Raw genomic sequence first — 13349 nt, forward strand, 5'->3', positions numbered from 1 at the left:
GAGATTGGCGCCGATTTCGGAGGGCATCACCATGCCTTCCTTGCCGGTCTCGGCGATGGTCTGGATGATGGTCGGGGTGAAGACGCGGTGCATGCCGGTCATCACCAGCAGGGGCCACAAAGCCCCCATGATGGCCACCGACAGCCAGCCCAGGTAGTCGTGGACCGTGTAGACCAGGCCGGAGATGGCGGTGCCAATCCAGATGCCGACGGGGCCGATGAAGAGGATGGCCAGCGGCGCCGCGATCAGCACGATCAGCATGGGTTTGAGGAAGTTCTTGGTGACCGCCGGGGTGATGCGGTCGACCCAGCCCTCGATGTAGGAGAGGCACCAGGTCATCACCAGCGCCGGAATGACGGTGTAGGTGTATTTGACCGCGGTCACCGGGACCAGGGCGAAGGTCACCTGCTCCCCTTCGGCGGCTCTGGCCATCAGCTCGATGAAGCTGGGGTGCACCAGCACGCCTGCGATGGCGATGGCCAGGGACATGTTGGTCTTGAACTTGACGGCGGCGGAGGCGGCCACCATCAGGGGCAGGAAGAAGAAGGCCCCATCCCCGGCCACCGTGAGGATGGTGAGGGTCGAGGAGCCTTTCTCCAGCACGCCGGTCATCTCCAGCACCATGGCCAGCAGCTTGAGCATGGAGCCGCCGATGATGGCCGGGATAAGGGGGGACATGGTGCCGATCAGGGCGTCGAGGATGGCGGCGCCCATGCGGCGCAGGCTCCAGCCAGCGGAAGCCTCCGGAAGCGGAGTCTGCCCGCCGCCCTGGGGCAGCAGGGCCAGCACTTCGCGATAGGCGTGGGAGACGGTGTTGCCGATGATCACCTGACACTGGTTGTCCGCCTGCACCACCCCGAGCACGCCCGTGATCGCCTTGAGGGCAGGGCCATTGACCCGGGCGGGATCGCCGAGCACAAAGCGCAGCCGCGTCATGCAGTGGGTCACGGCGACGACGTTGTCGGCGCCGCCGAGTGCGGTGATGACGGTACCGGCCAGAGCCGCATAGTTTTTTGACATCGAGGTAGATCCTTTTCACCAAGTGGGCCTGCTCGCCCCCGCCGCCGCGAAGGGCGGGAACGCGCATGAAACTGAATGTGGAACCGGTTCCACATAGAGTGCGCGGCCTGAGCGCGGGAGACAAGCACCTTGTGCAGCGAGCGTCCGGATCCGTGAATGGGATCACTGAACCCGGGCCAGCATACCATTCGTGCGACGACAAGCCGGGGGGCGGTGCAGTACACTGCGCCCCGTTACGAGCAAGGGAGAACACAATGACGACGATGCTTGAGGTGGCAAGGCGGGCAGGGGTGTCGAAGGCGACGGTCTCCCGGGTGTTGTCGGGCAATGGTTACACCAGCCAGGAGACCCGGGACCGGGTGCAGCAGGCCATCGAGGAGTGCGGCTATCGCCCCAACCTGGTGGCGAGGCAGCTGGCGACCAGGCACACCCGGACCCTGGGACTGGTGGTCACCAACACCCTCTACCACGGCGTCTACTTCGGCGAGCTGCTCTCCCAGGTGGCGCGGATGACCGAGGATCGCGGGCGCCAGCTCATACTGGCGGACGGCAAGCACAGCGCCGACGAGGAGCGCCAGGCCATCCAGTATCTGCTCGATTCCCGTTGCGATGGCGTCATCATCTATCCGCGCTTTCTTGGGGTGGAGGAGATGGACGAGATCATCGAGCAGCATGAGCAGCCCATCATGGTGCTCAACCGGCGTCTGAGCCGCCATCCGGCCCACTGCGTCTATGCGGACCAGCAGGCGGCGGCGGAGGCGGTGGTGGACAAGCTGGTGGCCATGGGGCACAGGGAGATCGCCTTCATCGCAGGCTCTGCGGATTCCCCCACTGGCGCCGAGCGTCTGGCCGGCTACCGGCAGGCGCTGATCCGGCACGGCATCCCGGTGCAGGAGACCTTGATCGCCCCCGGCAAATGGACCCCCGCCTGTGGCGCGGCCGCCGTCTCGACCCTGCTGGCGCGAGGCGCTCGCTTCAGCGCCCTGGTGGCCAGCAACGATGACATGGCGATCGGGGCCATCAAACGGCTGCACGAAGCCGGTGTGATGGTGCCTGACGAGGTTTCGGTGGTGGGGTTTGACGACATCCCCCTGGCCCCTTACGTCATTCCCGCGCTGTCGAGCGTCAAGATGCCGGTGAACGGGATGATCCAGGAGACCATCAACCGCCTGATCACCATGGTGGAGGAGGGGAGCCGGGACGCACTGCCCGCCTTCAGCGGCACCCTGATCCGCCGCGACTCCCTCAGGCGTCTGACGGGCTGAGCCATGATGGCGGTGGGCAGGCCGGGCGGGATCCGTTAGCATAGGCCCCCCGGCGCCAGGCGCCGCGTGTCGTATCAACAGATGAGAGTTCAGATGGATGACCTGTTAGCCCCCGTTCGCCAGTTCCTGCATTGCGAGACCCCGGATGAGTGGGTGGAAATGGCGCGGGATCCCGCCCAGTTGCCGACCCTGCTTATCGATCACGCCAACTGCGAGAACAAGGCGGCACTCACCGCCCACAGCCTGGTGCGCCGCTACTGCCTGCCCAAGGAGAAGCGTCACCTGTTGCCCAAGCTGACCTTCTACCGGGAGCTCGATGCCTTGCCGGAGAAGGCGGAGATCCTCGGCAAGCGCACCATGGGCGAATCAGACAGGAGCGTGTTTGCCGAGCTGGAGCGCAATCCCCTGCTGTTCCCCATGGTGCGCCTCATCCAGGAGGAGCTGCACCACTTCGAGCAGGTGCTGGAGATCATGGCCGCACGGGGCATCCCCTATGGTCCCGTCACCGCCTCCCGCTATGCCCGCAGCCTGCTGACCCATGTGCGCACCTACGAGCCGGCGGCCGTGGTGGACAAGATGATCATCGGTGCATATATCGAAGCGCGATCCTGCGAGCGTTTTGCCAGGCTGGCCCCTCATCTGGACGAGGAGCTTGGCCGTTTCTATGTCTCCCTGCTGCGCTCGGAGGCGCGTCACTATCAGGACTACCTGGCCCTGGCACAGACGTTCGCAGACGAAGACATCAGCGAGCGGGTGGCCTTCTTCGGTCGCCTGGAGGCCGAGCTCATCTGTTCGCCGGATCCGCAATTCCGGTTCCATAGCGGACTGCCTGTCAGATCTGACAGTTGTTGAGGTGACGGGGGCTGCCTACCATTCCCCTGTTCCTACTACGAGCGACGCAATCACTTTTTGAGCGCAATCCCCCGGCGACTGATGAGACATCAGGCCGGGTTTTTTTATGTCTGGCGCAAGGGGAAACGCGCCGCGGGATCAGCGGCGGTATTCGTTGTTGTAGTTCTGAATGAGGCGGCGGGTGACGTCGTGCTGGGGATCGGCGAAGACCCGCAAGGTCTTGCCGCGCTCCACCACACGGCCTTCGTGCATCACCAGCACCTCGTCGCTGATGTGGCTGACGATCCCCAGATCGTTGGCCACCAGTACATAGCTCAGCCCCATGGTCTCCTGCATCTCCAGCAGCAGGTTGATGATCTGGGAGCGTACCGAAATATCCAGGGTCGAGAGTGCCTCGTCAGCCACCACTATCTTGGGATTGAGGATGAGCGCCCGTGCCAGCCCCACCCGCTGCTGCTGGCCGGCGGAGAGCATCTGGGGATAGAAGAGGGCGTGGTCGGGCAGCATGCCCACCATGCGCAGGGTCTGGATCACCTTCTCCCGGCGCTCCTCCTCGCTCAGGGCCGTGTTGAGGCGAAGGGGGGTCTCCAGGATCTGGCCGACCCGGATTTTCCGGTTAAGGGAGGTGTTGGGGTCCTGGAAGATCATCCGCAGCAGCTTGCAGCGTGTCTGGTAATCGCCGTGGACCATGGGTTGCCCCTCGATGGTGATCTCCCCGCCGCTCGGTTCAATCATGCCCGCCAGAATGCGGGCAAGGGTGCTCTTGCCCGAGCCCGCCTCCCCGACGATGGCCAGGGTCTGGCCCACCTCGAGATCGAACGAGAGGGGCTTTATCGCCTCCACCGCGCGGCGCCTGAACAGGCCGGTGCGGTTCTGGTAGGTCTTGCACAGGCCCCTGACCTGCAACAGGGAAGGTTCGGTCACGACGTGGTCTCCTTGGGTGTGCTCGCCGGATAGAGGGGCTGACGGGGCGGGCAGGTGCCCCGGATCAGGGTCTGGTGCCGGTTCATTTCTTCGGTTCTTCCATGTTGAGCGGGAAGTGGCAACTGAACTGATGCCCCTTGACCTTGCTCATCAGCGGCGTCTGCACGCACTGCTTCTGGGCGTAGGGGCAGCGTGGGCCGAGGCGGCAGCCGATGGGCAGATGCTGCAGCGGCGGTATCACTCCGGGCAGGGTCTCGAGCCGGGACTTGTGGCGCACCAGCTTGTCAAAGTCGGGGATGGATTTGAGCAGGGCATCCGTATAGGGGTGGTGAGGGGATTCCAGGATCTGGTCCCGGGTCCCCACTTCCACCATCTGGCCGCAATACATGATGTTGAGGGTGTCGGTCAGGTTCGCGATGGCGGCGATGTCGTTGCTGATGATGAGGATGGTGGTATTGCCCAGTTTGTTCATCTTGTCCAGCAACCGCAGGATCTGGGAGTGGGTGGTGGACTCCATGGCGCTGGTGGGCTCGTCCGCCACCAGCAGGCGCGGCTGGTTGGCGATGGCCATGGCGATCATCACCTTCTGGCACATGCCGTCCGACAGTTCGTGGGGATAGGCCCGCATCACCTTGCGGTGATCCTTGACCCCGACCCGGTGCAGCAGGGCGATGGCCCGCTTCTTGCGCCACTGGAAGCGCTGCCAGAACTTGCCGGTGAAGGCGCTGGTGGGGATGGCCTCTTCGAGCTGGGTGCCTATCTCCTCGGAGGGGTCGAGGCAGCTGATGGGGTCCTGGAAGATCATCGCTATCTCCCGCCCCATGATGCGGCGTCGTTCCTTGGGCGCCATGGTCAGCAGATCCATGTCGTTGAAGCGCATCCGGTCGGCGCGCACCGTCCAGTTGTCCTTCTGGATGCCGACGATCACCTTGGCCACCAGGCTCTTGCCCGAGCCGGATTCCCCCACCAGCCCGCGTATCTCCCCCTCGTTCAGGGTCAGGCTGACTCTGTCCACCGCCTTGACCTTGCCCTGGGGGGTGTCGATTTCGATGGTGAGGTTGCGTATGTCGAGCAGGGGCATCAGCAATGTCTCCCGTTCAGGGCGCAGCCGGGTCGCTCAGGGCGTCCGGGGGCGGGGATAGATAACAAGGCTGGCAACATCAGTCGTTCCCCTCTTTGAGTGCTTCGCGAATGCCTTCGCCCACCAGGTTGGTCACCAGCACGCTGAACAGGATGGCCATCCCGGGCAGGGTCACCGTCCAGGGGGCCAGATAGATAAGATCGCTCGAGTCGGCCAGCATGGCACCCCACTCCGGCTGGGGAGACTGGGCCCCGAGACCGAGGAAGCCCACCGCCGAGATGTCCAGGATGGCGGCGGAGAGGGTGCGGGTGGTCTGGGTCACCAGGGTCTCGACGATGTTCGGCAAGATGGCCAGACGCATGATCCGCTGGGGCGGAGAGCCGTCGAGGCGGCTGGCGATGATGTACTCCTTCTGCATCTCGGCGTGGACCGCGTTGTAGGTGGCCCGGATGAAGGGCGGTATCAACGCGAGCGTGATGGCGATCAGGGTGTTGAACAGACCCGGCCCCAGGATGGCCACGACGATGATGGCCAGCAGCAGGGACGGGATGGAGAGCAGGGTATCGAGCAGGTGATGGAGCACGCTCGACTTCACCCCCTTGCTCATGCCACCGAGGATGCCGATGGCCGAGCCGATGACCAGCGCGATGAGCACCACCAGCAGGGCGTTGCCGAAGGTGAGTCTGGCCCCGGCCACCAGACGGGAGAGGATGTCGCGCCCCAGATCGTCGGTTCCCAGGAAGTAATCGATGTTGCCGCTGTTGGCCCAGGAGGGGGCGAGCAGCAGGTGGTTGCTGTGCTGATCGTCGATGCCGTAGGGGATCACCAGGGGACCGATGAGGGTCACCAGCAGCAGCAGACCGAAGCACCAGAGCCCCGCCATGGCCAGCGGGTTGCGTCGGTAGGAGGCCCAGGTCTGCTCCAGGGGGGAGAGGATCTTGAGCTCCGGATAGATGTTCGATTTATCGTGCATGATGCAGGCTCCCGTGCTGGTCGCAAGGGGATGGGCACGCCTGTGCGCCGGTGGCCCATGGGCCGCCGTGGCTCATCCACAGACCGCAATCAATCTTGTCTTGCATAGAGTTCTTTACGCCGTGCCGGATACATGATGGTGGTCAGCAGATCGGTGCTGACGCTGATGAAGATGACGAAGCTCGCCACCACCAGGAAGGCGCCGCGGATGGCGGCATAGTCCTGCAGCGCGATACTGCTCACCAGCCAGCGGCCGATGCCGGGCCAGTCGAACACCACCTCGGTGATCATGGCGGAGGTGAGCACGCTGCCAAGTTGCAGCCCCAGCAGCGGCAACACGGGGGGCAGGGCGTTCTTGAGCCCGTGACGCCAGACGATCTGGCGGCGGGAGAGTCCGCGGCTGGCCGCGGCCTTGATGTAGTTCTGTTTCATCACGTCGATGAGGGAGCTGCGCACGTGGCGGATCACCTCGGTGGTGGGCACCACGGCCAGCACCAGGGAAGGCAGTACCAGATGGCGCAGGGCGTCGTGCAGGGCCGCCTCCCGCCAGGGCTCCTGGCTCATCAACACATCGACGATGGCGATCCCGGTGATGGAGGGCACGTCGTAGAGCAGGCTGATCTGGCCAGAGGAGGGGAGCCAGCCAAGATCCAGGGAGAAGAACATCACCATCAGCAGCCCCAGCCAGAAGACCGGGATGGCATAGCCGACGAGGCCGGCGGCCATGATGGAGAGATCCGGGCTGCGCCCCTGATAGAGGGCCGCGAGGGTGCCCAGGGGGATGCCCACCAGCAGCGAGATGGCGAAGGCGGCGAGGCAGAGGGTCAGGGTCGCCGGGAAGTAGTGACGGATCTCGTCGAGGACCGGCTGGCCGGAGACGCTGGAGAGCCCGAAATCCCCGGCGGCGATGCGCTGGAGGAAGTCAGGATAGCCGTGCCAGAAATCCAGCACCTGGGTGATGAGGCGAAACTCCAGGAGGTAGGCCCCCAGAGTCAGCACCAGGAGGGTGATCACCAGCAGGGTGATGCGGCGCAGGATATAGAAAAACATGCTTATGCCTCCTGGGGACGGTGCGCCGATGGCCCGACGATGGAGTGGTTATCTGTCATGGTCACTCCCGATGGGCCTGGTTGAAGGTGGTGCCGCCAAAGGGCATCAGGGTCAGCCCCTGAATGTCGCTGCGACTCACCTGGGTTCTCAGGGCATGGGCCAGGGGAATGAGCGGCAACTGCTCGTTGAGCAAGGACTGGGCATAGTAATAGTTGCGCAGGCGGAAGGCGAGCTGCGGGGTGGTCACCGCATCGTCCAGCAGCTGATCAAACGCCGGGCTGCACCAGCGGCTGTAGTTGTTGCCCCGCTCGACGGCGGCGCAGCTCAGCAACTGGCGGAAGAAGTTGTCCGGATCCGCATTGTCGGCGATCCAGCCCGAGAGCAGGCTGTCATATTGTCCATGGGCGAGCCGGGTCTCGATGACCGGCCAGGCCTGCTGCACTATCTTGAGGCTCACCCCAATCTTGGCGAAATCGCTGCGCATCAGTTGCGCCGTCTTGAGGCCGTCCGGGTTGTAGGGACGGGCGCCGGGTTGCACCAGCACCTGCATCTCGAAGCCGTGGGGGTAGCCCGCGTCCTTGAGCAACTGGCGAGCGAGCTTGAGATCCGGCTTGCGTTGGGGCAGGGAGGGATTGTAGCCCCAGGAGAGGGGCGGCAGCAGGCTGGCGGCGCTCTGGCCGGTCTCGAAATAGACAGCCTGCAGCAGATTCTGCACATTGATGGCGCTGGCGAGGGCCTGGCGCACCTGCACCTTGTTGAACGGGGCCTTGCGGGTATTGAGGGCGAGGAAGGCGACGTTCATCCCCGACTGCACCGACAGATCCAGGTGGGAGTCCTTGTCTATCACCGACAGCTGGCTGGCAGAGGGGGTGCTCATCACGTCGCACTCGCCGGTCAACAGCTTGGCAAGGCGTTTGGAGGACTTGGGGGTGATGTCGTAGATGAGCTGCTCCATTCTGGCCTCGCCGCCCCAGTAGCCGGGGTGGCGCAGGTAGCGCACGAACTCGTTGTGGCGATACTCCTTGAAGCTGAAGGGGCCGGTGCCGATGGGGCGGCTGTCCAGCAGCGCCGGGGTGCCGGCCTTTAGCATCTGCTCCCCGTACTCGGCGGAGAGCACGATGGCGTAGTCGCTGGCCAGGGTGGCGAGGAAGGAGGCATCGGGGCGGTTCAGCTCGAACACCACCTCATAGGGCCCCTTCTTGTAGACCCGCTTGATGAGGTTGCCGAGCCCCAGGCTGTAAAAATAGGGGTACTCGCCGCCGGAGACGGCGTGGAAGGGGTGGTGTTCGTCCAGCAGACGCTGCCAGGTGAACAGGACGTCGTCGGCATTGAAGTGACGGGTCGGGCTGAACCAGGGGGTACGGTGGAAGGTCACTCCCTTGCGCAGGGTCAGGGTATAGGAGAGGCCGTCCTCGCTGCTTTGCCAGCGGGTGGCGAGCCCCCCTTCGATGCCGAGGGTGTTGGCATTGACCTCGAGCAGGCGATCGTAGATGGGACGGGCACTGGCATCCAGGGTCGCATCCGAATTGGCAAGCTGCGGGTTGAAGGTTCGGGGTGCCCCTTCGGCACAATAGATGAGCCCGGTTTTGGAGGCTTCATCGCGTTTCTGACAGCCGCTGACCAGGACCAGGAGACCAAGCAGCAGGGGGGTGAGCATTCTCATGTTGGAACCATGTTTTCAGACAAAGTTGCCCGCCAGGGGGCGGGCGCGTTGCGGGGGGCGGCCGGGCAGGCGCTCCCGTCGGGGGTGACGTGCGCCGCGTTATCCGCGCGCACAGACCCGGTGCCAGGCATCAGCCCGCCTCCTGGTTGCCACTGTTGTCATCCCCGTCCAGCAATTGATATTTGCGCAGCATCCCCCGGAACTGGTGATAGCTCAGGGCCAGCAACTGGGCTGCTTTGCGCTGATTATACTGGGATTGCTGCATCGCTTGCTTGAGTAAATTAATCTCGTACTCCGCCACCGCCCCTTTGAGATCCAGCGGCAGGGTCGGGGTCGGGGCCGTCTCTGCCGAGGTCGGCGCGTCCGTGGAAGGGGCGGCGTCACCTCGGGCACGGGGGCGCCAGGGGGAGTCAAAGGGATTGAGCACCAGATCCGCCAGCGGCAACTGGGGGTTGCCCTGGCGATAGAGACTGCGCTCCACCACGTTCTTGAGCTCCCGCACGTTGCCCGGCCAGGGGTAATCTTGCAGCAGCTGGGTCGCCTTGCGCGAGAAGCCGGCAAAGAGCGGATACCCCAGCTCCCGGGTCATGCCGTGGGCGAAGTGCTCCGCCAGCATCAGGATGTCCTCGCGCCGCTCCCGCAGGGGGGGCAGGGTGATGACATCAAAGGCGAGCCGGTCCAGCAGGTCGTGGCGAAACCGTCCTTTCTGTGCCAGTGCAGGCAGATCCTCGTTGGTGGCGCACACCAGCCGCACATCCACCTTGAGAGGCTTGGCTCCGCCCACCCGTTCGAACTCCCCGTACTCGATGACCCGCAGCAGTTTTTCCTGCACCCGGGCGCTGGTGGTGGCCAGTTCGTCGAGGAACAGGGTGCCGCCGTCGGCTCGCTCGAAGCGCCCCTGATGACGCTTGGCGGCGCCAGTGAAAGAGCCCGCCTCGTGGCCAAACAGCTCGGTCTCCAGCAGGCTCTCGCTCAAGGTGGCGCAGTTGATGGTGACAAAGCTTTGATCCCAGCGATCCGAGAGATAATGTAGGCGGTGGGCGATGAGCTCCTTGCCGGTCCCACGCTCGCCGATGATGAGCACGGGCTTGCGCAGCGGCGCGAGGCGCGAGGCCTGCTCGATGATTTCTAGAAATGCGTTGGATTCACCCAACAGACTTTCCGTGGCCGTGGTCATCCCTGCCCCTGTGAGTTGAAAAATCTGGTTAATCTTACCAAAAGTTGGTTATTTTAATCATCACTTGTTTCCCCGGGACTTGAACTGCATTCTGAGTGCCCATATAAATCAACAAGTTAAATATTGTTCCAGATTGGCACACAAGTTGCCATTGTCAATGGAGACACAACCCGATGCCTATCACAGGAGTACAATCATGAGCATTTTTTCTCGCCTGGCCGACATCATCAATTCCAATCTGACGGCCCTGCTCGACAAGGCGGAAGATCCCCAGAAGATGGTGCGTCTGATCATCCAGGAGATGGAAGATGAACTGGTGAAGGAGCGCTCCAACCTGGCCCGCTTCCTCGCGAATCAAAAAGAGATCGGCCGTCAGGTGAGCCGCCATCAGGAGCGGGTCGCCGAGTGGCAGGGCAAGGCCGAGCTGGCCCTGACCAAAGGGCGCGAAGATCTGGCCCGTGCCGCCCTCATCGAGAAGAGCAAGCAGGCGGAGCTTGCCGACGCCCTGTCTCGGGAACAGCAGGCGGTGGACAGCGGCATCGAGAAGCTGGGGGAGGAGATCCGCCAGCTGGAAGCCAAGCTGGAAGACGCCCGTGCCCGCCAGAAGGCGATGGCCATTCGCAGCGAAGCCGCCAGCAGCCGTCTCAACGTGCAAAGCCAGGTGGCCCGTGGCGACAGCCAGGCCGTGGTGAGCAAGTTCGAGCGCATGGAACGCCGCATCGACGAGATGGAAGCCCGCGCCGATCTGGGGCAGTCCGACAAGGCGCTCGCCCAGCAGTTTGCCGAGCTGGAAGCGGACGACCAGATCAGCCGCGAGCTGGAAGCCATGCGCCAGAAGCTGGGTCAGCACAATCCGGCACCGAAACAGGGAGAGTAACAGATGGAAGATCTGCTGGGTGTATTGATGGTTCCCATGGTGGTCTTCATGGTGGTGGTGGCCCCCATCTGGCTGGTGCTGCACTACCGCGCCAAGGGACGCATTGGCGCCGGTCTTGCCGATGGTGAGCGTGAACAGCTGCAGGGCTTGCTGGTGCGTGCCGAGAAGATGCAGGAACGGGTCGGCGCCCTGGAGTCGATTCTGGATGCCGAGGTTCCTGGTTGGAGAAACAAGGTATGACGGTTTTCAATGAGAGATGTCATGACCGTGGCAAAAAGCCGGAGCGGGCCGAAACCCTATTGGCGTCGATTCTGGATGCGGAAGTCCCCGGTTGGAGGAACAAGGTATGAACAGTGTCAGTCGTGAAGGGCGCAACCTGTACCGGGATCCCCAGCGGGGCAAGATTGCCGGGGTCTGTGCCGGTCTGGCAGAGTACTTCGGGGTGGAGACCTGGATCGTGCGGCTGCTGGCCATCAGTGGTCTCATCTTCGCCGGTTTCATCACCTTCACCGCCTATATTGCCGCCTGGTTCCTGCTCGACAAGAAGCCGGTCACCCTCTACTCCCAGGAAGATGTCGAGTTCGCCGAGGTGCGGATGAAGGCGCGCAGCTGGCAGGCTGGCGTCACACCTCATCAGGCCCTTGCCCGCATCGGCCAGGAGCTGGATGCACTGGAGCCCAGGGTGCAGCGCATCGAGAAGCTGGTGACCTCCAAGGAGTTCACCCTGCAACGGGAGTTCAGCAAGCTCTAATCGTGCCGGGCCGCGAGGATACTGCCTCGCGGCCGTCTCTCTGATGTGATCACAAGGAGAAGAAGACCCGCCTTGATACGCAACAAACTCGAACACTCCTGGTCGGTGCTCCAGCACAAGGCCGTTGACGCGGTGAACCGGGCCCGGGATCGCCACATCAGGCTGGCGGTCACCGGCCTCTCTCGCAGTGGCAAGACCGCGTTTATCACGGCGCTGGTCAATCAACTGGAGCACGCGGCCATTGACGGTCGTCTGCCGCTCTGGGACGCCCAGCGCCAGGGACGCATCCTCGGTGCTCGCCGAGTGCCCCAGCAAAACGCCCACATTCCCACCTTTCCCTACGAACGGGGCCTCGATGCCCTGTTTGGCGATCCGCCCGCCTGGCCCGCGCCGACCCGGGGGGTGGCCGAGGTACGCCTCGAGATCCGTTATCGCACCCGCCATCCGCTGCGTCGGCACCTGGGTGAGATCTCCACCCTCTATGTGGATCTGGTGGATTATCCCGGGGAGTGGCTGCTGGATTTGCCGCTGCTGGATCTGAACTACGAGCAGTGGAGCGAGCAGGTGCGGGAGCAACTGCGTCGTCCCGAGCTGCAAGCCCTGGCGGCAGGCTGGTTGACGCCGCACTGGCAGGCGGATCAAGCCTTCGAGGAGCGCGCCGCCAGCGAACTGGCCGCCCGCTACACCGATTATCTGCACGCCTGCAAGCAGGCGCTCGGGCTTCACCTCATCCAGCCCGGGCGTTTCGTGTTGCCCGGCGAGTATGCCGGTGCGCCGCTGCTGCAATTCGTGCCCTGGGTATGGGAGATGCCCACGCACTCCCCCGAAGACGGCACCCTCTACGCCACCTTCAAGCAGCGCTTCGAGCAGTACAAGCAGCATCTGGTACAGGGCTTCTATGAGCAGCACTTTGCAGGCTTTGATCGCCAGATCGTGCTGGTGGACTGCCTGGCACCCCTCAACGCCGGTGCCGCGAGCTTTGGTGACATGCAGCAGGCCATCGCCCGCATCATGGAGAGCTTCGCCTATGGCAAGAGCAACTGGTGGCGCCGTCTGTTCGCCCCGCGCATCGACAAGCTGCTGTTTGTGGCGAGCAAGGCCGATCACGTCACGCCGGAGCAGCACGGGCCTCTGGTGTCGCTCCTGCAGCACCTGGTGAGCCGTGGCCGGGGTCAGGCCCGCTTCGAGGGGATAGAGACAGAATGCCTGGCGCTGGCCGCCATCAAGGCCACGGAGGTGGGCAAGGGGGTGGCAGACGGACGGGAATTTCCCGCCATTCGTGGCACTACCCTCTCGGGCGAGCCCTTGCTGCTCTTCCCGGGGGAGGTGCCTGCCCAGATCCCGCCTGCGCAGTGGTGGAAAACTCAAGGGTTTGATTTTCAGGCCTTTCGCCCGTTGCCCATGAGCGCTCATCAGGCGCTCCCCCATATCCGGCTCGATGCGGCGCTGGAATTCCTGCTCGGGGATCACCTCGAATAACGGGTGGGTGGCCCGCTGTGCTCGAGGGGCGCCCACAGGAGAGAATGCGATGAACGATCAGACAAGATGGCGCACCGATGACGCCGCTCCCCTGCAAGGCAAGGTGACGCTGGAGCCCGCGCCCTCGATGGCAAGCGAAGCGCAGCCACCGGCCCCGGCCCGGCGGCTGGAAGAGGAGAGCTTCGAGCCTCTGGACGCGCTGGACGAGCTCACCGAGGTGGAGCCCGCGCTTAACGTC

General features: G+C 63.9%; 13 protein-coding genes and 1 pseudogene. 7 read left to right on the forward strand and 7 right to left on the reverse strand.

The window, feature by feature from the left end:
* Positions 1-1020: PTS transporter subunit EIIC (locus tag AACR77_RS07625; protein ID WP_042880664.1), on the reverse strand; the 1020-nt coding region annotated here is incomplete at its 3' end.
* Positions 1021-1274: 254 nt separating this feature from the next.
* On the opposite strand from AACR77_RS07625, the gene AACR77_RS07630 reads away from it, so the two are divergent.
* Together AACR77_RS07630 and miaE are read left to right on the forward strand one after the other, a co-directional pair.
* Positions 1275-2285: a LacI family DNA-binding transcriptional regulator gene (locus AACR77_RS07630; RefSeq protein ID WP_042863778.1), complete on the forward strand. Its 1011-nt coding sequence runs from the start codon at positions 1275-1277 to the stop codon at positions 2283-2285.
* Between the two features lie 93 nt (positions 2286-2378).
* A complete protein-coding gene (gene miaE, locus AACR77_RS07635; protein WP_042016277.1) occupies positions 2379-3137 on the forward strand; it encodes a tRNA isopentenyl-2-thiomethyl-A-37 hydroxylase MiaE in 759 nt (252 codons plus the stop codon).
* Positions 3138-3275: 138 nt separating this feature from the next.
* Here the strand turns inward: miaE and AACR77_RS07640 are convergent, their stop codons facing one another.
* The 6 genes from AACR77_RS07640 to pspF form a co-directional block, all read right to left on the reverse strand.
* Positions 3276-4061, reverse strand: a complete 786-nt coding sequence (locus AACR77_RS07640) for a peptide ABC transporter ATP-binding protein (RefSeq protein WP_010674528.1) — start codon at positions 4059-4061, stop codon at positions 3276-3278.
* A gap of 82 nt (positions 4062-4143) precedes the next feature.
* Positions 4144-5142 carry a peptide ABC transporter ATP-binding protein gene (locus AACR77_RS07645; protein ID WP_010674529.1) on the reverse strand — a complete coding sequence of 333 codons (999 nt, stop codon included), beginning with the start codon at positions 5140-5142 and terminating at the stop codon, positions 4144-4146.
* A gap of 79 nt (positions 5143-5221) precedes the next feature.
* A complete protein-coding gene (locus AACR77_RS07650) occupies positions 5222-6115 on the reverse strand; it encodes an ABC transporter permease subunit (protein WP_010674530.1) in 894 nt (297 codons plus the stop codon).
* 89 nt (positions 6116-6204) lie between these two features.
* Positions 6205-7164, reverse strand: coding sequence for an ABC transporter permease (locus AACR77_RS07655; protein ID WP_010674531.1), 960 nt, complete (start codon positions 7162-7164; stop codon positions 6205-6207).
* Positions 7165-7225: 61 nt separating this feature from the next.
* Positions 7226-8821: an ABC transporter substrate-binding protein SapA gene (gene sapA, locus AACR77_RS07660; RefSeq protein WP_042880667.1), complete on the reverse strand. Its 1596-nt coding sequence runs from the start codon at positions 8819-8821 to the stop codon at positions 7226-7228.
* A 136-nt stretch (positions 8822-8957) separates the two neighbouring features.
* Positions 8958-10004 carry a phage shock protein operon transcriptional activator gene (gene pspF, locus AACR77_RS07665; RefSeq protein WP_042880669.1) on the reverse strand — a complete coding sequence of 349 codons (1047 nt, stop codon included), beginning with the start codon at positions 10002-10004 and terminating at the stop codon, positions 8958-8960.
* Positions 10005-10200: 196 nt separating this feature from the next.
* Between pspF and pspA the strand changes: the two genes are divergently transcribed.
* From pspA to AACR77_RS07690, 5 genes and pseudogenes are all read left to right on the forward strand, one after another.
* Entirely contained in the window at positions 10201-10881 is a 681-nt protein-coding gene (gene pspA / locus AACR77_RS07670; RefSeq protein WP_010674534.1) for a phage shock protein PspA, read from the forward strand.
* 3 nt (positions 10882-10884) lie between these two features.
* Positions 10885-11121: an envelope stress response membrane protein PspB gene (pspB, locus tag AACR77_RS07675; protein ID WP_005300084.1), complete on the forward strand. Its 237-nt coding sequence runs from the start codon at positions 10885-10887 to the stop codon at positions 11119-11121.
* Between the two features lie 106 nt (positions 11122-11227).
* A complete protein-coding gene (pspC, locus tag AACR77_RS07680; protein ID WP_039039018.1) occupies positions 11228-11632 on the forward strand; it encodes an envelope stress response membrane protein PspC in 405 nt (134 codons plus the stop codon).
* A gap of 72 nt (positions 11633-11704) precedes the next feature.
* Positions 11705-13111, forward strand: coding sequence for a YcjX family protein (locus AACR77_RS07685; RefSeq protein ID WP_041215284.1), 1407 nt, complete (start codon positions 11705-11707; stop codon positions 13109-13111).
* A 49-nt stretch (positions 13112-13160) separates the two neighbouring features.
* Positions 13161-13349, forward strand: a pseudogene (locus AACR77_RS07690) (TIGR01620 family protein); the annotation flags it as partial.

Source organism: Aeromonas sp. ZOR0002, from assembly GCF_963866995.1.
Classification (GTDB): domain Bacteria; phylum Pseudomonadota; class Gammaproteobacteria; order Enterobacterales; family Aeromonadaceae; genus Aeromonas; species Aeromonas caviae.